This is a genomic window from Epibacterium sp. MM17-32, assembly GCF_022348205.1.
GTDB lineage: Bacteria > Pseudomonadota > Alphaproteobacteria > Rhodobacterales > Rhodobacteraceae > Epibacterium.
Map to the genome: position 1 here is coordinate 109782 of NZ_JAKRFC010000004.1, position 20720 is coordinate 130501.

At 64.9% G+C, this 20720-nt stretch carries 18 protein-coding genes and 2 tRNA genes; 11 read left to right on the forward strand and 9 right to left on the reverse strand.

From position 1 onward, the window contains the following. Positions 1-66: 66 nt before the first annotated feature. Positions 67-1497 (reverse strand): Glu/Leu/Phe/Val dehydrogenase, encoded by a 1431-nt coding sequence (locus MHM88_RS08445; protein ID WP_239323027.1) that lies wholly within the window; start codon positions 1495-1497, stop codon positions 67-69. 496 nt (positions 1498-1993) lie between these two features. Here MHM88_RS08445 and MHM88_RS08450 point away from each other — a divergent pair, with 496 nt between their 5' ends. From MHM88_RS08450 to MHM88_RS08460, 3 genes are read left to right on the forward strand one after another with little or no spacing between them, the layout of a single operon-like run. Next, entirely contained in the window at positions 1994-3715 is a 1722-nt protein-coding gene (locus MHM88_RS08450) for a pilus assembly protein TadG-related protein (RefSeq protein ID WP_239362892.1), read from the forward strand. Next, positions 3712-4266, forward strand: a complete 555-nt coding sequence (locus MHM88_RS08455; RefSeq protein WP_239362893.1) for a TadE/TadG family type IV pilus assembly protein — start codon at positions 3712-3714, stop codon at positions 4264-4266. The genes MHM88_RS08450 and MHM88_RS08455 overlap by 4 nt, the downstream gene beginning before the upstream one ends. 3 nt (positions 4267-4269) lie before the next feature. After that, positions 4270-4875: a TadE/TadG family type IV pilus assembly protein gene (locus tag MHM88_RS08460; protein WP_239323024.1), complete on the forward strand. Its 606-nt coding sequence runs from the start codon at positions 4270-4272 to the stop codon at positions 4873-4875. A 114-nt stretch (positions 4876-4989) separates the two neighbouring features. Here MHM88_RS08460 and MHM88_RS08465 read toward each other — a convergent pair whose 3' ends face one another. After that, positions 4990-5445 carry a glyoxalase superfamily protein gene (locus MHM88_RS08465; RefSeq protein ID WP_239362894.1) on the reverse strand — a complete coding sequence of 152 codons (456 nt, stop codon included), beginning with the start codon at positions 5443-5445 and terminating at the stop codon, positions 4990-4992. Beyond that, the gene (locus MHM88_RS08470) at positions 5442-6830 is read right to left on the reverse strand and encodes an MATE family efflux transporter (RefSeq protein WP_239362895.1); all 1389 of its coding nucleotides are present in this window, start codon (positions 6828-6830) and stop codon (positions 5442-5444) included. The genes MHM88_RS08465 and MHM88_RS08470 overlap by 4 nt, the downstream gene beginning before the upstream one ends. Positions 6831-7154: 324 nt before the next feature. On the opposite strand from MHM88_RS08470, the gene MHM88_RS08475 reads away from it, so the two are divergent. Further along, on the forward strand, positions 7155-7388 hold the full coding sequence (locus MHM88_RS08475) for a hypothetical protein (protein WP_239323021.1): 234 nt from the start codon (positions 7155-7157) through the stop codon (positions 7386-7388). 54 nt (positions 7389-7442) lie between these two features. Here MHM88_RS08475 and MHM88_RS08480 read toward each other — a convergent pair whose 3' ends face one another. Next, positions 7443-7934, reverse strand: a complete 492-nt coding sequence (locus MHM88_RS08480; protein WP_239323020.1) for a hypothetical protein — start codon at positions 7932-7934, stop codon at positions 7443-7445. A 62-nt stretch (positions 7935-7996) separates the two neighbouring features. After that, positions 7997-8953, reverse strand: coding sequence for an NAD(P)-dependent oxidoreductase (locus tag MHM88_RS08485; protein ID WP_239363656.1), 957 nt, complete (start codon positions 8951-8953; stop codon positions 7997-7999). 227 nt (positions 8954-9180) lie between these two features. Between MHM88_RS08485 and MHM88_RS08490 the strand changes: the two genes are divergently transcribed. Further along, positions 9181-10092 carry a pirin family protein gene (locus MHM88_RS08490; RefSeq protein WP_239362902.1) on the forward strand — a complete coding sequence of 304 codons (912 nt, stop codon included), beginning with the start codon at positions 9181-9183 and terminating at the stop codon, positions 10090-10092. A gap of 417 nt (positions 10093-10509) precedes the next feature. Here MHM88_RS08490 and MHM88_RS08495 read toward each other — a convergent pair whose 3' ends face one another. Then, positions 10510-10998: a GNAT family N-acetyltransferase gene (locus tag MHM88_RS08495; protein WP_239362924.1), complete on the reverse strand. Its 489-nt coding sequence runs from the start codon at positions 10996-10998 to the stop codon at positions 10510-10512. Between the two features lie 5 nt (positions 10999-11003). Then, positions 11004-11591, reverse strand: coding sequence for a TetR/AcrR family transcriptional regulator (locus MHM88_RS08500; protein ID WP_239362926.1), 588 nt, complete (start codon positions 11589-11591; stop codon positions 11004-11006). Positions 11592-11716: 125 nt separating this feature from the next. On the opposite strand from MHM88_RS08500, the gene MHM88_RS08505 reads away from it, so the two are divergent. The 6 genes from MHM88_RS08505 (at position 11717) to MHM88_RS08530 (ending at position 16887) form a co-directional block, all read left to right on the forward strand. Next, positions 11717-12013 (forward strand): hypothetical protein, encoded by a 297-nt coding sequence (locus MHM88_RS08505; protein WP_239362928.1) that lies wholly within the window; start codon positions 11717-11719, stop codon positions 12011-12013. Between the two features lie 96 nt (positions 12014-12109). Then, the gene (locus tag MHM88_RS08510) at positions 12110-13396 is read left to right on the forward strand and encodes a homoserine dehydrogenase (RefSeq protein WP_239362930.1); all 1287 of its coding nucleotides are present in this window, start codon (positions 12110-12112) and stop codon (positions 13394-13396) included. A gap of 180 nt (positions 13397-13576) precedes the next feature. Then, positions 13577-14560, forward strand: a complete 984-nt coding sequence (gene glpX / locus MHM88_RS08515) for a class II fructose-bisphosphatase (protein WP_239362950.1) — start codon at positions 13577-13579, stop codon at positions 14558-14560. A 117-nt stretch (positions 14561-14677) separates the two neighbouring features. Next, complete coding sequence (recJ, locus tag MHM88_RS08520; protein WP_239363659.1) at positions 14678-16420, forward strand: single-stranded-DNA-specific exonuclease RecJ; 1743 nt, start codon at positions 14678-14680, stop codon at positions 16418-16420. Between the two features lie 114 nt (positions 16421-16534). Further along, positions 16535-16609 (forward strand) — tRNA-Glu (locus tag MHM88_RS08525). 203 nt (positions 16610-16812) lie between these two features. Beyond that, positions 16813-16887: transfer RNA gene (locus tag MHM88_RS08530), tRNA-Glu, on the forward strand. 67 nt (positions 16888-16954) lie between these two features. Here the strand turns inward: MHM88_RS08530 and MHM88_RS08535 are convergent. Next, entirely contained in the window at positions 16955-18352 is a 1398-nt protein-coding gene (locus MHM88_RS08535) for a PLP-dependent aminotransferase family protein (protein ID WP_239362953.1), read from the reverse strand. Positions 18353-18463: 111 nt separating this feature from the next. Beyond that, on the reverse strand, positions 18464-20545 hold the full coding sequence (locus MHM88_RS08540; protein WP_239362972.1) for a molybdopterin-dependent oxidoreductase: 2082 nt from the start codon (positions 20543-20545) through the stop codon (positions 18464-18466). Positions 20546-20720 lie beyond the last annotated feature (175 nt).

A 20720-nucleotide genomic window follows, 5' to 3' on the forward strand; every position in this document is an offset into this window, starting at 1 on the left:
CCGGGAGCTGAACCAAAAAACGGCGGGTGGAGACCCGCCGTTGTTGTTGATTGCCGTCCGCGTGCCTCAGAGGCCCTTGGCGCGGTAGCTGGAGGCTACCTTGTCGATGGAGACCAGATAGGCGGCGGTGCGCAGGTCGGTGACGTCGTCACGCTCGTGCCAGACCTGACGCATGGACTGGTAGGCAATGCGCATGGTGTCATCGAGACCCGAGCGCACCAGCTCCAGCTCGCCCGCGCCGCGGAGGTATTTCTCCTTGAACTTGGGGTCGAGCGACCAGGCCTTGCCCATGCTTTCCGACAGCATTTCCAGCTGATCGACCACCAGCTGGTGGCGCGCCTCTTCCTGACGGCGCTGCATGCGGCCAAAGCGGATGTGCGACAGGTTCTTGACCCACTCAAAGTAGGAGACCGTCACACCGCCGGCGTTGGCATACATGTCGGGGATGATCACGACGCCCTTCTTGCGCAGGATCTCGTCGGCACCGGCGGTCACCGGGCCGTTTGCGGCCTCGATGATCAGCTTGGCCTGGATGTTCTCGGCGTTGGAGAGGTTGATGACCCCCTCCAGAGCCGCCGGGATCAGGATGTCGCAATCGGCCTCGAGATATTTGGCGCCGTCCTTGATGTAGCGCCCCGAGGGGTAGCCATCGACGCCGCCGTGCTTGGCGATCCAGGCGCGCAGATCCTCGATGTCGAGACCGTTTTCATCAAACAGCCCGCCGTCCCGCTCGATCACGCCGACGATCTTGCAGCCGTCCTCCTCCGAGAGGAACTTGGCGGCGTGATAGCCCACGTTGCCGAGACCCTGCACGATGACGCGCTTGCCATCCAGCGTGCCGGAGAGACCGGCCTTGGCCTTGTCTTCCTCGTAGCGGAAGAATTCCTGCAGCGCGTATTGCACGCCGCGGCCGGTGGCCTCGACCCGGCCAGCGATCCCGCCCGCGTTGAGCGGTTTGCCGGTGACACAGGCGCGGGCGTTGATGTCGGTGGTGTTCATGCGGGCGTATTGGTCTGCCATCCAGGCCATCTCACGCTCGCCAGTGCCCATGTCGGGGGCGGGCACGTTCTGCGAGGGGTTGATCAGGTCGCGCTTGGCCAGCTCATAGGCAAAGCGGCGGGTGATCAATTCCAGTTCGTGTTCCTCGTATTGGCGCGGATCGATGCGCAGACCGCCCTTGGAACCGCCGAAGGGCGCCTCGACCAGGGCACATTTGTAGGTCATCAGCGCCGCAAGCGCCTCGACCTCGTCCTGGTTCACGCCCATGGCATAGCGGATGCCGCCCTTCACCGGTTCCATATGTTCGGAATGGACCGAGCGATAGCCGGTGAACGTATGGATCTGACCGCGCAGGCGCACGCCGAAACGCACCGTGTAGGTGGCGTTACAGACGCGGATCTTCTCCTCAAGTCCAGGCGGCAGGTCCATCAGCGCCACCGCGCGGTTGAACATGAGATCCACACTTTCGCGGAAGCTGGGTTCTTTGAGATTGCTCATGGGATGATCCCGTCCTTCTGAAACGACTCAAGGAGTTATGGTGCCCCCCATCTATGCAGAGAACGTTACGGACTGCGACCATTTATCCCGGGCTTTTGCACAAATTTTCGGCAGTTTGAAAACGTTAGCGGAAACGAATCGGAAATGAACACCGTTTCCCGGTGGTCCGGCGGATTGTTTCCGGACCGCAAACAACCGCGCGGCGCTTGTTGGGATTAACTTCAAACTCTCCTGAAAAGTGCCATTTGCGGCGCGGAGCTGCCCCAGTTCAGCCATCTTTGTCAATCAATCCTAAAGAGCGGCACCACGTCCGCGCGACACCAGCTGTGCAGCCCTGCCTGCTGCGAGTCACCGCCCGCACCAACCGGGCAGACCCGCACGGCTTGGCAGCCTTTTGGAACGGGACGCGTGGACCATTCTGACCGCGACAAGGGGATGCACGGGATCGCGCCGGGTTCGCACCGGGATCCTGCGGGCCGATGGAAAGTATGGACACATGACTGTGAGTTTCTGGACGACGACAGCTCTGGCCGGAACAGGGCGCCTGAACAGCTGGCGGGCGCGCGGACGTGCGGGCCTGAGCCGGTTCCGCGCCGACGAAAGCGGTGTGCTGCAATACCCGATGTTCGTGACCCTCATCTGCATGCTGGCGGTGCTTGGCATCGGGGTCGACCTGGTGCGCCTGGAGCGCGATCGCACCCATGTGCAATACGCGCTGGACCGCGCGGTGCTGGCGGCTGCCGACCTCGATCAGGAGCTGGAACCGGCGGCGGTGGTGCAGGACTACATGAGCAAATCCGGCGTTGGCGAATACTACCGCACCCCGGATGCGCAGGTGACGCCCACCTCGAAGCGGGTCTCTGCCAGCGTCGATGCCGATTTCGACCCCGAATGGATGCAGGTCGCCGGGGTCAAGGATCCGCTGCCGCTCTATGCGGCGGCCACCGCCGAGGAAAGCATCGGCAATGTGGAAATCTCGCTGGTGTTGGATGTGTCCGGTTCCATGCGGAACAATAACCGGCTGGTGAACCTGAAACGCGCGGCCAAGGAATTTGTCCAGACCATGTCGGACAATACCGAGGACGACAAGATGTCGATGTCGATCGTGCCCTACTCGACCCAGGTGTCGATGCCGGCGCAGTTCCTCGACCAGCTCTCGGTCGAGGACGCACACGACGTCTCCTACTGCCTGAATTTCGACAGCAGTGATTTTTCCACCACCAGCCTCAGCACGCTGAAAACCTATGAACGCACGATGCATTTCAGCATCTGGAGCACCAGCGACCAGCGTGATCGGAACCGGCATGTCTACCAGCCGATCTGCGCCTCGCATGATGACAATCCGGAGCGCACAACGATCCTGCTCGAAGACGATGTCGACACGCTTCAGGACTATATCGACGCCTTCGACCACTCGGAGAACACGTCGCTGGACATCGGCATGAAATGGGGTGTTGCCCTGCTCGACCCGTCGGTCCAGCCGATCATCTCGGCCCTGACGGTGGGGGAGGATGCGCTGGTCGACGCCAAGTTTGCCAGCCGCCCCACCAGCTACTCCGACACCGACACGCTGAAGGTGGTGGTGTTGATGACCGACGGGCAGAACACCCACCAGCCCCGGGTCAACGACAGCCGCCGCAGCGGCAACTCCGAAGTCTGGTACAATGAGGACGCGAACGTCTACTCCACCTACAATCCGCAGCGGTCCTACAACAAATACTACTGGCACAACAAGAACCGCTGGATGGACCACCCCTATGGCAACGGCTCCTACGAGGACGAGGTCTGCACCGGCACGGTCTATAATGGCTACTGCTACTACGGGCGCTGGAAGACCGTGACCGTGGACGAACCCGGCACGGCCGAGGAGCTGAGCTTTGCCGAGCTGTTTGCGGACACCCCGTTGCAGTACATCTACTACTACCTGTTCTACGACTGGATGAATTTCTACGACGCCCGGGACGAATGGTACTACGACGTCTACAACTCTGTGGGCGCCAGCGCCAAGAACACCCGGACGCAGGCGATCTGCACCGCGGCCAAGGAAGCGGGCATCATCGTCTTCACCATCGGTTTCGAAGCCCCCTACGGCGGCCAGGAAGTGCTGCGTCAATGCGCCAGCTCCGACTCGCATTACTATGATGTGGACGGGCTGGAGATTTCGGACGCCTTTGCCTCGATCGCCTCTGCCATCCGCCAGCTGAGGTTGACAGAATGACCCGCCGCCTGCCCCTTCGCCTGCGTCTTGCCTCCTGTCTGCGCCGCTTTCGCCGGCGCGAGGAGGGCGTTGCCTCGGTCGAATTCGTGGTGGTGTTCCCGCTGCTGATGATGATCCTGTTCTCCTCGGTGGAGCTGGGCGTCATCACCCTGCGCCAGGTGATGCTGGACCGGGCCGTGGACCTGACCGTGCGCGACATCCGGCTCGGCACCGGCGGCAACATGCAGCATGACACCATCCGCGATGCGATCTGTGCCCGCACCGGGCTGGTCACCACCTGCACGCAGTCGCTGCGGCTGGAAATGGTGCAGCTCGATCCGTTCAACTGGGCCGGGGTCGACACCACCCCCGATTGCATCGAGTCCGTCGAAGAGGTCAATCCGGTCACCACCTTCATCAACGGCGACTCCAACGACCTGATGTTCCTGCGCGCCTGCATGAGCTTCTCGCCGCTGTTTCCCTATTGGGGGCTGGGCGACAAGTTGCAGAAAGACGGTGACGGGCGCATCCGCCTCTATGCCGCCAGCGCCTTTGTACAGGAGCCAAAGTAGATCATGTTTCAGCGTATTCTCCCTGCCCTGCGCCGGTTCCGGCATCGCGAAGACGGTCTTGTCTCTGTCGAGGCGGCGCTGTCGCTGCCGCTGCTGCTGATCGTCTTTGCCGTCTCCTACACGCTGTTTGACCTGTTCCGGCAGGAGGCGGTGAACAGCAAGGCGACCTATACGATCGCCGACCTGATCTCGCGCGAGACGACGGCGCTGAACGACGACTATATCGACAGTATCTATGCGCTGTCGCAGGCGATGATCCGCTCCGACACCGAGATCTCGATGCGGGTGTCGGTGGTGCGCTGGGACGAGGACACCGATGCCTATTACGTCGACTGGTCGGTGGAACGCGGCGACGAGATGGACGTCTGGACCGACGACACCGTCAGCGGCATCGCCGACAAGCTGCCGATCATGCCGGACGAGGAACGGGTGATCGTGGTGGAAACCTGGAACGTGGTGGAGCCGGTCTTTGCGGTCAATATCGGCACGCAGAACATGTACAACCTCGTGTTCACCCGCCCGCGCTTTGCCTCTCAGGTGGCTTATGAGGGCTCGGTCATCAGCGATGGCCCGGCCCATGATGACGAAGTGGATGACGCGATCCTGTAATGCCGCCCCCGCAGCGGGATCGCCCCACATCACAGAGGTGCTGTCTGGACATGGCACATCGGACCGCCGCGCAGAATGCCGGCGGTCCATTTGGTTTGTGCCCCCAGACACGCGCTAGCTGTCGCCGTCGGGGGCAAGCGGGTCGATCACCAGATGCGGCTGCCCGTCCGAGGTCCGTTCGCGGCTGTGGCCGTCGGGGCCGATGACACCGCTGATGCGCCGGCGCAGGTTGGAAAACCGCGTCGAGGTGACAACATCCACGGGCTGATCCAGATCCAGTTCCAGCCGGACCCAGCCGGGCCGTCCCGCCGCCGGGGTGGCGCGGATGATCCGCGCGGTGAAGGGCTGCGACAGGTAACGGCCCGCCACCCGGGCGCCGGCGGCAAGGCGCTGCGCCCGCTGCCGGCCCAGCATCGCCGCGCAGGCGTTCCAGTCCCGAAAGCCAAGCGCATGCGCCACATGCTCCAGCGCCGCGCTGTGGGTCACCGGGGTGCCGGCGTCGGCCTGCTGGCGACGCCAGTCGCGGGCGCGGGCCTTCGCCTCGGCGAGGGAGGGGAGAGCGGGTTTCATGCGCGTCCCTCCATCCCGGCGCGGGGCGCGGTGGCGCCCCTGTGTGACCGGCGCCGCTGCCACAGCACCGCAAGGGTCAACAGCAGCAACAACGCCTCTGCCGCCGGGGCCGCCAGCCAGATGCCCCCCTCGCCGATCCGCGCCGCCAGCACAAAGGTCAGCGGGATCGAGAACAGATAGGGTTTGGACAGCCCCAGCAGCGCCGCCCGCACCGCATCCCCGATGGCCTGGAAATGCATCGCCACCATCATCAGCGGTCCCGCCAGCACGAACAATGCGCCCAGCACCGGCAGGATGCGCGCCACCTCGGCAATCACCCCCGGATCGGAGACGAACCAGCCCGCGATCCACCCGGCCCCGAGGCTGAGGGTCGCCTGCGTCACCGCGCAGTAGATCAGCGCGATCCAGATCGCGAGCCGGAGGCTCTGACGCACCCGCGGCCCGTCGCCGGCGCCAAAGAGATTGCCGGTGATGCTCTGCATCGCGTGCGACAGTCCCAAGAGCGGCAGGAAGGTGAAGGTCAGAAGCCGGGTGATCACCCCATAGGCCGCGACGGTCTGGGCATACTCCGGCGTGCGCAGCCATTGCAGCGCCACCATGATCGCCGCCGATCCCAGCGCGATGCCGATGAAGTTGAGGCTCTGCGGTGCGCCCAGCGCCAGCATCCGCCCCCAGCCCGCCAGCAGGCTCTGTTGCCACAGCACGGCCGGGCGCAGCACCGTCTCGCCGCGCAGCCGGAACCCGAGGATCAGCGCCAGCGCCAGGGCCTGCGCCAGGGCGGTGCCCAGCGCCGAGCCTGCCACGCCCATCCCCGCCTCGGCAATCAGCAGGTAGTTGAAGGCGATGTTGGAGAGCGAGACCACAAGGCTCATCAGCGCCATCAGCCCGGCGCGGCCCTCGTTGCGCAGCGCATCGGAGTTGACCGACAGCACAAACAGCAGCGGCGTACAGCCTACGGTGATGCGCAGGTAGGTGTGGCCCATGGCGGCCAGTGTGGCATCGCCCCCGGCAGCGGCCTGCGTCACCGCATCGCCCCAGAGCACAAAGGCCACCATCAGCGCCACCGCAACCGCCAGCGCCAACCCGTGCGCGCCGGCATAATCCGCCTGCGCCGCTGGTGTGTCGCCCGCCCCGAGGTGTCGGGCAAGGCGGCTCGACATGCCGCTGGCCACCAGCGTCGCCAGTGCCACCACCAGCATATAGGCGGGAAACATCAGGGTGACGGCGGCCAGCGCCTCCGGCCCGACGAAGTGGCCCAGAAACAGCGCATCGGCCACCGTGAGACACCCGTTCATCCCCATCACAAAGATGATGGGCAAGGCGGTCTTGGCATAGATCGGACCAAATCGTCCGGTCAGAAAGTGATTGGTAGGGGAAGATGTCATATCCCCGATCTCCTCTTGCAGGTATCGCGCAAGAACAGGATGGAGCCCGCATTCCCATCCGCGCGATATGCGTGGAGGATGATCGATAGACAGAGATGTCCGCAGAACTTCACCAAGGCCAAGGGCCCGCAGGCGGCGGGGGTCTGCGCCCCTGCCCCAGCGCTTAGCCCCTGCCCGGGCCTGCGTCAAGCCTGTCGTTTAGAGCGGTGCAGATGCGCGACACGCGCCAGAAGGGAGCTGACGGCGCCTGAACAGCGAATTTTCGAAATCTGCCAGAGTTCCGATTAGGCTGGGCGCATTCATTTCGGAGGAGGAAAAAGAATCATGGATGATTTTGAAGAAGTTCTTGTCGATTTTGACGACACCGGCGCCGAGCCTCTGTTTGAGGTTCCTGCGGAAAATGACGCCAAGGGCATTCAGTACAACGCTTATTGCCTACACCACAAACGATCCATCACGGGCTGGACCACGAGCAATTCGCAGATCCACTACGCAATCTACTATCATATGCGCAGCAATCCGGGCCACAGCATCCGGGTCTATCAACGCGTCACCTGAGCGAGACATGCAGAGGTCCGACGCCCCGGGGATGTGGCGCGTCGGGCCAATGCCTCAGCCCGCGTCGCGTTCGACCATCATGGCGGCGAGGATTTCGGTCATCGTCTTGGTCTGCGAGCCCGGCGTCACGCCGCCGATGCCGATGCGGCGGCCCATGCGCCACCAGAGGCCGGGATACCAGCAGCGCGTGCCCGGGGTCTTGCTGCGCATCAGAAAGCCGTTGGAGGGCTTGAAGGCAAAGAACCCGCGATCCAGCACTTCAAGATCGGCGATGCGGATGATCTCGGTCCCGTCGGAGCAGCGCAGCCCCTTGGCCGTCAGCTCGATATGATGGGCGGTGGCCTGCCACATGCGATGGCCCATCCAGAGCGCACCACCCGAGACCAGCAGCAGAAACCCCTGCCAGGCCAGCCCCGGCGCGCTGGCCATCGCCACATAGAGCGTCAGCAGCCCCAGCCCCACCAGCATGGAGACCCCCATCACCCGGCGTGCGGGCGAGGCCGCAACGGTGGCAAAGACCTCGTCAGTGTCATGCGGGCTGGTCATGGATCGCGTCTCCCTCAGATCGTCGTGGCAGGGGTAGCGAAAAACATCCGCCGCGAACAGCCCTATTGCGCGTCCCGACGGCGGGCGCTGACCTCATAGCCGCGCTCTTCGGGTTCGTCGTCGACCAGCGCGGTGGGAAAGCCGTCGGCCAGCACGCTGACACCCGCGACCTCCTCCAGCCGCTCGATGATCTGGTCGGACTGCGCCCGTTCGCCAAACCGCGCCTGCCCGTCCGCCATGATGCGGATGATCTCGGGCGACAGCTCCAGCGGCACGTTGTGACGATCCGCGATGTCCTGGAACAGGCCGATGTCCTTCATCACCAGATCCATGGTGAAATTCACGTCGCGCGCGCCGGAGAGGATCAGCTGGCTTTCGGTCTCATGCACAAAGCTGTTGCCGGAGGAGACCCGGATCGCCTCATAGGTGGTGGCCATGTCCATGCCGGCGGCCTTCATCGTCACCATCGCCTCGCAGAGCGTCAGCAGATTGGCGGTGGCCAGGTAGTTGGTCATCACCTTGAGGGTGCTGGCGGTGCCGAGGTCGCCGGTGTGCAGCACCCGCCGCCCGAGGATGGTCATCAAGGGCAGCACCCGGTCGAAGCCCGCGCGCGGACCACCCACAAAGATGGAGATATTGCCGGTGTCGGCCCGGTGGCAGCCGCCCGAGACCGGACATTCCATCGCCAGCCCGCCGCGGGTCTCCACCAGCTCGGCGAGCCGGGCCACCTCGGCGGCGTCGGTGGTGGACATCTCGATCCAGATCTTGCCGGCGCGCACCTCCGGCAGCATCTGGCGCAGCACCGCGTCGCAGGCGGCGGGCGACGGCAGACAGGTGATCACCACCTCGCAGGTCGCCATCAGATGCGCCGGGCTTTCGGCCAGCGTGGCGCCCCGGGCGACAAAATCGGCGCATTTCTCCGCGTCGAGATCATGCACCCGCAGGTCGATCCCGTTGCGCAGCAGGCTGCCTGCCAGCTTGCCCCCGACATTGCCCAGGCCGACAAATCCGACCTTCATTGCATCGCTCATGATCCGCGCTCCCTGCCGCCCTGTTTGCCCCAGCCTGACCCGCCGCACCGCCGCTGGCGCGTGTGAAAACGACATCGGCGCAGCGCCCGGTGCCGGGAATGGAGCAGACGCCCCTCCTCTGCACCCATGCACAGCCCCGGTGAGCCTGTGCAGATTTTACCGGGCACAAGATCCGCCTATCTTTGGCTCAGCAACCTCTCATCAGGAGAACCCCCATGTCCCTGCGTCCGATACTGGAAACACGCGCCGCCCAACCGACGATGGAGGGCGCCGGCGTGCATCTGCACCGCGCCTTCGGGTTTCAGGACCCCAGCGAGCTGGATCCCTTCCTGCTGTTTGACGATTTCCGCAACGACCACCCGGAGCTCTACCAACAAGGGTTTCCCTGGCACCCCCACCGCGGCATCGAGACCATCACCTATGTGCTGGAAGGCTCTGTCGAGCATGGTGACAGCCTCGGCAACACCGGCACCCTGGGTGCGGGCGATGTGCAGTGGATGACCGCCGGATCCGGCATCTTGCATCAGGAGATGCCCAGCGGCAACCAGAAGGGCCAGATGCACGGGTTCCAACTCTGGGGCAACCTGCCCGGCAGCCAGAAGATGTGCGCGCCGCGCTATCAGGACGTGCAGGGCAAGGACATCCCCGAGGTAATCGATGACGACGGCACCCGTGTGAAGGTGATCGTGGGCGAATTCTGGGGCAAGCGCGGCCCGGTCGACGGTATTGCAGCCGATCCGCAATATCTCGATGTCTATGTGCCTGCGGGCGTGAAGAAAACGTTCAAGATCGACACCTACCGCCGCGCCTTCGCCTATGTCTTTGATGGTCAGGCGGCCTTTGCCGATGCCTCGCGTCCCACCGGCGTGCTGCTGGAAAAGGAGGTCGCGGGACAGGAGGTCAACATCCGCGACATGTCCGGCGACCGCACGCTGGTGCGCTTTGGCACCGGCGACGAGATCACCGTGCAGGCCGGCCCCAAGGGCGTGCGCTTCCTGCTGATCTCCGGCGCGCCGATCGAGGAGCCCGTGGCCTGGCACGGCCCCATCGTGATGAACACCCAGGCCGAGCTGCAAAAAGCCTTTGCCGAGCTGCGCAACGGGACTTTTATTAGGCCCGCTCACTGAACGGGAAAACCGGTGCCCACTTTTCCCTGCGAGCGGCGTCGGCCCGCCCCCTGATCGGGAAACCGGTATCCACTTTTCCCTGCGAGCGGCGTCGGCCCGCCCCCTTGATCGGGAAACCGGTATCGACTTTTCTCCGTGAGCGGCGCTCCCGCGCTGCTCACTCTTCATGTTGCAATGGCCCGCAACAGGCGCGGATCGGGTCAAGGGGGCCAACGGCCCCGCCCGGCACGGGCGGCGTGCCCTTGACGCGCCCAACCTCATCACACTTGAACGCGGCTCCTGAGGGCAGACCTGCCCCTCAGGACCGTCTCAGCAGCCTTGTTTTAAAACACCAGCGCCAAACACTCTGGCCTGCAAACAGCCATCACCTCGCCCCCAGCAGAATAAAAGCGCGCGGAAGCGCTCCGCTTGGCACCCTCAGCCGCGTTCCGCATCCCAGATATAGGTGACCTCACCTGCCTCGCTCGCCCCCTCCGGCACGAAGCCATGCTTTTGCAGAACCCGGGCAGAGGCGGCGTTGCCCGCCATTACACCACCGGACAGGACCACCGGCTGGCCACGATACAAGTCCTGAAGCGCGCGCAACATCTCGCTGGCATATCCCTTCCCCCAGGCCGCCCGGACAAAGAGATAGCCGAGATGGCGCAGGCGCTCTCCCGCAGCCCCATGCGACAGGATCAGCAGACCGATCGCCTCGCCGGACCGGGTTGCCAGCGCCACGACCTCTGCCTCCTGCTGCACCCCGTCCAGCAGCGCGCAGCGTGCGGCATCCGTCTCCAGTCCCTGAAAGCCGTCCGGCAGATAGGCAACCACCTCGGGTTCAAAAAGCGCTTCGCGATCCTGTGGCGACAGTCGCGCGACGGGAACCGCCCGCAACCGCTCCGACTGCAAATCCAACAGAGCCATGTGGCCTACACCCCCACCGATTTGCGCACCATGTCCCAGTAGAGCGTCTCCACCTCCACCAAAGACAGCCGCCCGCCGTCGCGATACCAGGTCAAAACCCCGTTCAGCATCGCAATCACCGCAAGGGCCGCGATCTTGGTGTCGGGCACCTGAAACAGCCCCTGCACGACACCGGCCTTCAGGATCCCCTCCAGCTGATCCTCATAGGCGCGGCGACGGTCTTCGATCCTGGCAAAGTTCTCTTCGGTCAGGTTGCGCAGCTCCATATAGGCGATAAAAACCGCATCCGGGCGTTCCAGGTTGTAACGGATGTGAAACCGAACAAAGCCCTCAAGCTGCCCCATCACATCGACCGGCACCTCTTCTGCCGCCCATGCGGACAGCAACCCCTCCATATGCGCCTGCATCAGGTCGAACAGCAGGCTCTGCTTGTCGGCGGTATAATTATAAAGCGCCCCGGCCTGCACCCCGACCGCGCCCGCGATCTGGCGCATGGAGACGGCGGCATAGCCGTGACGGGCAAACAGCTCCTGCGCTGCGGCGCGGATACGGGGGCCGGTGATATCGGAATGAGAACCTTGGGTACGTGCCATATGACCACATTAACTGAACATATGTTCAGATAAAAGCACCATGGCGCACGGCGCGGATTAACTTGTACCCGCAGGCGCATTTGTGCATCAAGGGCGAAATCCCGGACCGAACACGCGGTATTGCCATGCCTGCCAGACAGACCTCCCCGAAGCCTCTTGCGCCCCGACTGGCGCGCCTGACGGTGCTGTCGGCCTGTGCCCTCCTGAGCGTGACGGCCGCCTGTTCGCGCGTGCCGCAGCTGGAGGACCGCCTGCCCGCGGATCTGCGCAGCCAGCCCTACCCGCAGCTGCTGCCGCTGGATACCGAGCTGGCGCAGGAGCCGCTGCCCGAGGAGGAAAGCGCCGAACTCTCGGAGGCGCTGGATGCCCGCGCGGACCGGTTGCGCAGCCGGGCGGAGGCGCTGCGCCGCCGCCAGCCCTGATCCGCAGCTTCACCGTGTTGAACATTGCACCGCCGGGCCAGAGTCGCTAAGGCGACATCGAACCCATAGATCGTCAAGACAATAAGGACCTCCACTATGACTGAACCGCTTCGACTGGGGATTGCAGGTTTGGGCACGGTCGGCATTGGCGTGGTGAAGATCATTCGCCGCCATGCTGCCCTGTTGGAGGCACGAACTGGTCGTCCGGTGGTCATCACCGCCGTCTCCGCCCGCGACGCCACCAAGGATCGCGGCGTGTCGCTGAAGGACTACGCTTGGGAGACCGACCCGGTTGCACTGGCGCGCCGCGATGACGTGGATGTATTTGTCGAACTGATGGGCGGCCACGAGGGCCCCGCCAAGCTTGCGACCGAGGCCGCACTCGCCGCAGGCAAGGATGTGGTCACCGCCAACAAGGCGCTGCTGGCCATCCACGGTCAGGCGCTGGCCGAACAGGCCGAGGCCAATGGCCGCGTGATCCGCTTTGAGGCCGCCGTTGCGGGCGGCATCCCGGTGATCAAATCCCTGACCGAGGGGCTGGCGGGCAACGAGATCACCCGCGTCATGGGCGTCATGAACGGCACCTGCAACTACATCCTGACCCGGATGGAGACCGCCGGCCTGCCCTATGCGACCGTGTTCAAGGAGGCCGATGACCTGGGCTTTCTCGAAGCCGACCCGACGCTGGACGTGGGCGGTATCGACGCCGGTCACAAGCTGGCGCTTCTGGCCTCGATCGCATTCGGCACCAAACCCGCCTTTGACGATGTGAAGCTCGAAGGCATTCAGCGCATCGCCATCGAGGACATCCGCCACGCCGCCGACATGGGCTACCGGATCAAGCTTCTGGGTGTGGCGCAGCGCTCTGCCCGCGGGCTGGAGCAGCGCATGACCCCCTGTCTGGTGCCCGCGAATTCGCCGCTGGGGCAGCTGGAGGGCGGCACCAATATGGTGGTGATCGAGGGCGACGCCATCGACCAGGTGGTGCTGCGCGGCCCCGGTGCCGGTGAAGGCCCCACCGCCAGCGCGGTGATGGGCGATGTGCTGGACATCGCGCGCGGCTTGCGGATTGCCACCTTTGGTCAGCCCGCGGCCACCCTCTCCGAGGAACCCGCTGCCCAGACCGGCCTGCCGGCGCCCTACTACGTGCGCATGGCCTTGCAGGACAAACCCGGCGCGCTGGCCAAAGTGGCTTCGGCGCTCGGGGATGCCGGCGTGTCGATCCACCGGATGCGCCAGTATGACCATGCGACCACCGTCGCGCCGGTGCTGATCGTGACCCACAAATGCACCTCTGCAATGCTGGACCAGGCGCTGGAGGCACTGGCGACCACCGGTGTGGTCGAAGGCGCGCCCGTGGCGCTGCGCATCGAAGAACTGTGACATTGCGGCCCTAGGATGGGCGCATGCGGACCGGCGGCTGGCAACGCGCCGCCGATCCGCGCCAGAGAAACGCAAAAGACGTGTTGTTAGCGACACCAGCGCTGCCGCAGCCTTGCCCCTTTGGGGCCGGGCGGGCTATGCCGGGCTGGATCGCGCAAGTTTGAGATAGGAATATTGGGAATGACATCGACCACCGCCGACGCGCCGTTTCATGATCGCCTGCTGTCCCTGGGCCTGGCCCGGGTTGCGGAACAGGCCGCCCTGGCCTCTGCCCCGCTGATCGGGCGCGGCGACGAGAAGGCCGCCGACCAGGCCGCCGTGAACGCCATGCGCGAGCAGCTGAACCTTCTGGACATTGCCGGCGTGGTGGTGATCGGCGAAGGCGAGCGCGACGAGGCGCCGATGCTTTATATCGGCGAGGAAGTGGGCACCGGCAACGGCCCCGGCGTCGATATTGCGCTGGACCCGCTGGAAGGCACCACGCTGACCGCCAAGGACATGCCCAACGCGCTCACCGTGATCGCCATGGGGCCGCGTGGCTCCATGCTGCATGCGCCCGACACCTATATGGACAAGCTGGCGGTTGGGCCGGGCTACCCCGAGGGCGTGGTCTCGCTCGATATGTCGCCGCGCGAACGGGTCGAGGCGCTGGCCAAGGCCAAGGGCTGCGCGCCCTCGGACATCACCGTCTGCATTCTGGAACGCCCCCGCCACGAGGCGATGATCGCCGAGGTCCGCGAAACCGGCGCCTCGATCCGCCTGATCACCGATGGCGATGTCGCCGGCGTCATGCACTGCGCCGAGGCCGAGGTCACCGGTATCGACATGTATATGGGCCAGGGCGGCGCGCCCGAAGGTGTGCTGGCGGCGGCCGCGTTGAAATGCATGGGGGGCCAGATCTTTGGCCGTCTCTTGTTCCGCAACGACGATGAAAAAGCCCGCGCCGCCAAGGCCGGTATCACCGATCTGGACCGCATCTATGCCCGTGACGAGATGGTCACGCAGGACGTGATCTTTGCCGCCACCGGCGTCACCGGCGGCTCGCTGCTGCCGCGCATCAAGCGCCAGCCGGGCTGGGTCGAGACCACCACGCTGTTGATGCGCTCCAAGACCGGATCGGTGCGCCGCATGAGCTATCGCACGCCGCTGAGCGCGCATCAGTAATCCTGATCGGGCCGCGGCGCTTGCAGCTGCGGTCGGGATTTAGGTATTTGGGAAAAGATGAAAGGCCGGGTCCCGCGCGGGTCCGGCCTTTTCTGCAAAAAGATCGGGAGAGTGGATTTGAGTTTTCTGGGTGTTGAAACCTCTCTGACCGGGCGGTCCTGGATCGGTCCCGGTGTGGAGCAGGCCCGTGCTGGCGAACATCTGGCGCAGGAAACCGGCCTGCCCTCGGCGGTCTGTCAGGTGCTGGCACGGCGCGGTGTTCCCGCGCATGAGGCGACAGGGTTTCTCACGCCGCAACTCAAGGAGCTGCTGCCCGATCCGCGCCGGATGAAAGACATGGAGACCGCCGCTGCGCGGTTCCTGCAGGCAGTGGAGCGGCGCGAGCGGATTGCGATCTTTGCCGATTATGACGTGGATGGCGGATCTTCGGCGGCGTTGTTGCTGGTCTATCTGCGGCAGATGGGTCAGCAGGCGACGCTCTATATCCCCGACCGGATCGACGAGGGCTATGGCCCCAATGACGAGGCGATGGCGGCACTGGCGCGCGATCACGACCTGATTGTCTGTGTCGATTGCGGCACGCTCTCGCATGGGCCGATCGCGGCGGCCAAGGGCGCGGATGTGGTGGTGCTGGATCACCACCTCGGCGGCGAGACCCTGCCCGACTGCGTGGCGGTGGTGAACCCCAACCGGCAGGATGAAGACGGCGATCTGGGCTATTTCTGTGCTGCCGGTGTGGTGTTCCTGATGCTGGTGGAGGTGCGTCGTCAGGCCCGCGAAAAGGGGCTTGGCGCGGGGCCGGATCTGATGGCGATGCTGGACCTGGTGGCCTTGGCGACGGTGGCGGATGTGGCGCCGCTGATTGGGGCCAATCGGGCGCTGGTGCGGCAGGGCCTCAAGGTCATGGGGCGGCGTCAGCGCGCAGGATTGGTGGCGCTGGCGGATGTGAGCCGGATGGATTCGGCCCCTTCCACCTATCACCTCGGGTTTCTGCTGGGGCCGCGCGTCAATGCGGGCGGGCGCATCGGCAAGGCGGATCTGGGTGCGCGGCTGCTCTCGACGGATAATCCGCATGAGGCCGCAGCCCTTGCCGAGCGGCTGGATCAACTCAACACCGAGCGGCGCGACATTGAAAACGCCGTGCGCGCCGCCGCCCTGGAGCAGGCCGAGGAGCGCGGTTTTGACGCGCCGCTGGTCTGGGCGGCGGGCGAAGGCTGGCATCCGGGCGTGGTGGGCATCGTGGCCTCGCGCCTGAAAGAAGCCACCGGCCGCCCGGCGGTGGTGATTGGGCTTGATGGCGATGAGGGCAAAGGGTCGGGACGCTCGGTGTCCGGCATCGACCTTGGGGCCTCGATCCAGAAGGTCGCGCTGGAGGGGCTTTTGCTGAAAGGCGGCGGCCACAAGATGGCGGCGGGCCTCACGGTGGCGCGCGACCAGCTGGAGCCTGCGATGGCGCGGCTGGCGGAACTCTTGGACAAACAGGGCGCGGGCGATCTGGGCCCGGCGGATCTGAAACTGGATGGGATGCTGATGCCCGGCGCTGCCACGGTGGAGCTGATCGAGCAGATCGAACAGGCCGGACCGTTTGGGGCCGGAGCCCCTGCCCCGCGCTATGGCTTTCCCGATCTGGCGGTGCGCTTTGCCAAACGGGTGGGGGAATCGCACCTCAAGGTGAGTTTTACCGATGGCATGGGCGGCAACATTGACGCCATCGCCTTTGGCGCGTTCGACACCAACCTTGGCCCGCGCCTGCTGGAGCATGGCGGCGCGCGGTTTCATGTGGCCGGACGGCTGGAAGTGAACACCTGGGGCGGCCGCCAAAGCGCGCAATTGCGGCTGGAGGATGCGGCGGAGGCCTGAGCCGCGCCAGATCTGGCGGGGATTTTGCCTGTGGATAAGAATTTTGCGCCGCAGGCGATTTTTTCGCTTGCGGCACCGGGCGCAAAACCCTAAACAGCCGCTCACACCAAGAGTGCTCCGTTCGTCTATCGGTTAGGACGCCAGGTTTTCAACCTGGAAAGAGGGGTTCGATTCCCCTACGGAGTACCATTTTCTCCTTCCGTAGAAATTTGATACGCATCCCGTGTGGATGTCGCGATTGCGCTGCTCTGTGTCCAGATGCGGCGCCTAACACATTGATATAACTGCTATTATTCGGAAAATTCGGGCTGTCGCAAAAACTTTGCAGTTTGTGCATTTTTCCTCTTGCACGGCCCGGATGGCTTCAGTAAACACCCGCTCACACCAAGTGTGCTCCGTTCGTCTATCGGTTAGGACGCCAGGTTTTCAACCTGGAAAGAGGGGTTCGATTCCCCTACGGAGTACCATTTTTCATTTTGAAAACTGGCACGTTCCACCACTCACGCACGCTCTATTTGCATGCGCGGCGGGGGATTATCCTGTTGAGGAAATCGCCCGCCGCAAGCGTGTGAGCGCCTCTGCCTGCTCCTCAAGATCATTGAGACAGGCCCCCAGAACCACCCCATTATAAGCCCCGGCGCGACGGCTATAGGTCGAGAGCGATTCCACCCCCACCCCGCCCGCGCGGGCTGCTGCGGTGATCGCCTGATCGCACAGATCCGGGCGCAGATGCAGCACCACCTGCATGCCCGCGTGATGATCCTCCACGTGCCCCACATCGGCAAAATCCCGGCGCAAGCGGTCGATGAGCGTGCGGTGTCGTTCGGCGTAGGTGCGGCGCACGCGGCGCAGATGACGGTAGAACTCGCCGCGCTGCATGAACTCTGCCAGTGCTGCCTGTGGCATGGCGCTGGCCCGCGCGCCCTTGATGCGCATCGCCTGCGCAAGCCGGTCGATCAGCCCCTCGGGCGCCACGATGTAGCCCATCCGCAGGCTGTTGGAGAAGATCTTGGAAAAGCTGCCGATGTAGACGGTGCGCCCCTGCCCGTCGACGCCCGCCAGCGCCGGGATCGGTCGGCCTGCGTAGCGGAACTCCGAATCGTAATCGTCCTCGATGATCCAACCCTGCGACTGCGCCGCCCAGCGCACGAACTCTTGCCGTCGGCCCGCACTCATCGCGCCGCCCAACGGATATTGATGCGAGGGGGTGAGCACCACCACATCGGTCTCATCCCCAAACCTCGGCACCTCTGCTCCCTGCGCATCCAGCGCCAGATCGCGGGTGCGGCGGCCCTGTGCCTCGGCAAAGCGGCGGATCGGCGGGTAGCCCGGATCCTCGACACCGACGCGGCCCTCAGCCGAGGCCAGCGCATGCAGGCAAATGTCCAGCGCCTCGGTCGCGCCAGAGGTCACCAGCACCTGTTCGGGACGTGCCGCAATCCCGCGCCAGTCGCGCACATGGCTGGCGATGGCCTGCCGCAGCTCCGGGTGACCAAAGCGGCCACAGCCCGTCAGCATGTCCTCGGGCCGGGTCCGGCACAGGCGCGCGACGCATTTCGCCCAGGCACGATGCGGAAACAGCCGCATATCGGGCTGGCCCGCCTCCAGCAGCAGATCGCCGCGTTCGCTGAGTTTGGGCGCAGGGGCCGCCGACGCACCCGGTGACAGCTCCACCTCGCCCATGGCGCAGACCGTGTAGCCAGAACCGCGCCGCGACGCGAGATAGCCTTCTGCGACGAGCTGTTCATAGGCGGTGACCACCGTGGCCCGCGCCACCCCCAGATCCCCCGCAAGCGCGCGGGTGGCGGGCAGCCGGGCACCGGTCTCAAGCGCGCCTGAGCGGATGCGGCCCCGAAACGAGGCACAGATCTGCTCAAAGATCGGCACATCTGACGTGCGATCCGGCATAAAGGCGGGCGTGTCACCGGGCATGGAATTGGTCCGTTCAGAGTGATACAAAATCAAAGCTATGCCTGAGCCAATTTACACACAAGCAAAGACCGGACACATGGCCCGGCCTTTTGGTCGCGTTCGGCGGGATCTCTACTCGGCCGCGTGACGCCCGCCGTAGGCGCGCAGCTCCACGAAGGTCTCGTTATAGCAGGCGCCATCCCCGATATCCGTGCGCACCTCCACCGGGATCAGCGCATTGGCGGTGAGGCCCGTTTCAGAGCTGATGCGCCATGTACCCTTGGGCGCATAGACCACCCCCCGCTGCATCGCGTCCGAGAGTTTCAGACGGAAGGTCACGGCCCCACGGGCATTTGCGACCTCGACCGTATCACCCTCCTCAAGCCCGCGCGCGGCGGCATCCTCGGGGTGGACCTCGATGCTTTCGGGACCGGCAGAGAGCGGTGCGCTGCCGAAGGTCGCGTTGATGCGTTTATCGGAACTGGGCGTAATCAGCACCAGGGGCAGATCCTGCGGCACCGGATCAAAGCGCGGCACGCCAAAGCCGGTTTCCGCCTCCAGCGCGGCGCTGAAGAGTTCAATCCGGCCGGTTTCCGTGTCCGGCGTCACCGTATCGCACAGGATCAGCGCCGCACCGTCGCTGTTTTGCATTTCCAGCGCGCGGTCGGTGGGCATCTGGCTGGGTGGGCGGCCCTCAAACTGCGGATGGCTGGCGTCCATGGCGTCATCCATCAGTTGCACGTCCGAGGCCTGATGGGCAGCTTCGGTATAGCCAAAGCGCGCCGCCAAACGGCGGAAGATTTCCGTATTGGGCAGGCTCTCCCCCACCGGCGCGATCACCGGCTCGGCGCGTTGCACATAGTTCTGACCATAGGCGGCAAAGATCTCGTCATGTTCAAAATGGGTGGCCGCAGGCAGGATCACGTCGCAATAGGCCATGCTGTCGGTCATCACCACGTCGCAGCCGACGGTGAACATCTCCGGCTGGCTGAGCGCCGCAATCATGCGGGCCTGGTCCGGATGGGTGGCCACAGGGTTGTGGTTGTAGATCATCACCGCATTGATCGGCGTGGGCTGGTCCCGGTCCAGCATCAGCCGCGCCACGTCGAGGATGTTCACAACCCGTGTATCCGGGTCGATCAGGTGGTCGCCTTGCAGTCGCGCCCGGGTCTTGGGTGAGGCAAGGCCGGATTTGGCCACCACCCCGGCCCCCAGCCGCCCGTGCTGCCCCAGAAGCGCATTGAGCGCCATGGCCGCACGCAGGCCGGACCCGCCGGAGCGGCCACGCTCCATCCCGTTGCCGGTGGAGGTCGCGAGCCGCTCTGCCGCCTGCATCCAGTCGGCCAGTTGCAGGATGTCGCGCGCCTCAAGACCGCAGATTTCTGCTGCGTCTTCAATGGAGTATCTGCGCGCCTCGGCCATGTAGTCCTCTGCACCATGCACCCATTGCGCGATAAACTCCGCATCAAAGGCCCCGCGCCGCTCCAGTTCTGTGGCGAGCGCATGGGCCAGCACCACATCGGTGCCCGGTTTGACCTGAAGATAAAGGTCAGCCTGCTGCGCGATCTTGATGCGCTTGGGGTCGATCACCACCAACCGTGCGCCATTCGCCCGTGCCGCCTTCACCACACGGGTCAGATGCAGGTTGGAGACGGTGACATTGTTGCCCCAGACCACGATCAGATCGGCGTGCTGCGCCTGCTCGGGCGGCATGCCGGGCGCATTGCCATAAAGGCTCTCGTAGGCGAGGCTGCGCACCCCGCCGCAGAGCGGGCCCCGGTTCATCCGGGTGGCCCCAAGGCGGTAGAAGAACCGCCGATCCAGCGAGCCGCCGGCCAGTTCGCCATGCGGGCCGGCGTAGTTCAGCGGCAGGATGGATTGCGCGCCATGGGCGTCGATCGCCGCGCGAAAGCCCGCCACCACCAGATCCAGCGCCGCATCCCAGCTGATGCGCTCAAACTGATCCGACCCGCGCGGGCCAACCCGCCGCAACGGATGGGTCAGCCGCGCAGGGCCGTGGACAAAATCGGGATAGGCGCGCGTGACCTTGTTGCAGACCACACCGGCGGTAAACGGATTGGCGTCAGAGCCGCGCACCGAGGTGATCTGATCGCCCGTGACCTCAACGCTGAGGCTACACGTGTCGGGGCAATCCAACGGGCAGACGCTGGGCAGGATGCGCGGGGTGGCGGCGGAGGGGGAATGGCTGGACATGGCTGTGCTCCACGATGGCTGTGCCCCCGGGGTAGCGCAGCGCAGGCCCGGTCAAAAGCTCCAATAGAGGCCAATCCGGGCAGACCAATTTTCCCCAGCCCCGTTTTCAGAACGCCAGTGCACAGCAGCCCCCTCCGGCGGCCGTCCCCGGCGCGCGATCTCACAATAGCCCCCA

Excerpts from the sequence above, each read along its gene's own strand:
- MHM88_RS08490 (WP_239362902.1), top strand. The coding sequence starts at position 9,181 with ATGTCCCTGCGTCCGATACTGGAAACACGCGCCGCCCAACCGACGATG.
- MHM88_RS08495 (WP_239362924.1), bottom strand. The coding sequence starts at position 10,998 with ATGGCTCTGTTGGATTTGCAGTCGGAGCGGTTGCGGGCGGTTCCCGTC.
- MHM88_RS08540 (WP_239362972.1), bottom strand. The coding sequence starts at position 20,545 with ATGTCCAGCCATTCCCCCTCCGCCGCCACCCCGCGCATCCTGCCCAGC.
- MHM88_RS08460 (WP_239323024.1), top strand. The coding sequence starts at position 4,270 with ATGTTTCAGCGTATTCTCCCTGCCCTGCGCCGGTTCCGGCATCGCGAA.
- MHM88_RS08465 (WP_239362894.1), bottom strand. The coding sequence starts at position 5,445 with ATGAAACCCGCTCTCCCCTCCCTCGCCGAGGCGAAGGCCCGCGCCCGC.
- glpX (WP_239362950.1), top strand. The coding sequence starts at position 13,577 with ATGACATCGACCACCGCCGACGCGCCGTTTCATGATCGCCTGCTGTCC.
- MHM88_RS08535 (WP_239362953.1), bottom strand. The coding sequence starts at position 18,352 with ATGCCCGGTGACACGCCCGCCTTTATGCCGGATCGCACGTCAGATGTG.
- MHM88_RS08485 (WP_239363656.1), bottom strand. The coding sequence starts at position 8,953 with ATGAAGGTCGGATTTGTCGGCCTGGGCAATGTCGGGGGCAAGCTGGCA.
- MHM88_RS08450 (WP_239362892.1), top strand. The coding sequence starts at position 1,994 with ATGACTGTGAGTTTCTGGACGACGACAGCTCTGGCCGGAACAGGGCGC.
- MHM88_RS08500 (WP_239362926.1), bottom strand. The coding sequence starts at position 11,591 with ATGGCACGTACCCAAGGTTCTCATTCCGATATCACCGGCCCCCGTATC.
- MHM88_RS08480 (WP_239323020.1), bottom strand. The coding sequence starts at position 7,934 with ATGACCAGCCCGCATGACACTGACGAGGTCTTTGCCACCGTTGCGGCC.
- MHM88_RS08505 (WP_239362928.1), top strand. The coding sequence starts at position 11,717 with ATGCCTGCCAGACAGACCTCCCCGAAGCCTCTTGCGCCCCGACTGGCG.
- MHM88_RS08470 (WP_239362895.1), bottom strand. The coding sequence starts at position 6,830 with ATGACATCTTCCCCTACCAATCACTTTCTGACCGGACGATTTGGTCCG.
- MHM88_RS08455 (WP_239362893.1), top strand. The coding sequence starts at position 3,712 with ATGACCCGCCGCCTGCCCCTTCGCCTGCGTCTTGCCTCCTGTCTGCGC.
- MHM88_RS08475 (WP_239323021.1), top strand. The coding sequence starts at position 7,155 with ATGGATGATTTTGAAGAAGTTCTTGTCGATTTTGACGACACCGGCGCC.
- MHM88_RS08445 (WP_239323027.1), bottom strand. The coding sequence starts at position 1,497 with ATGAGCAATCTCAAAGAACCCAGCTTCCGCGAAAGTGTGGATCTCATG.
- MHM88_RS08510 (WP_239362930.1), top strand. The coding sequence starts at position 12,110 with ATGACTGAACCGCTTCGACTGGGGATTGCAGGTTTGGGCACGGTCGGC.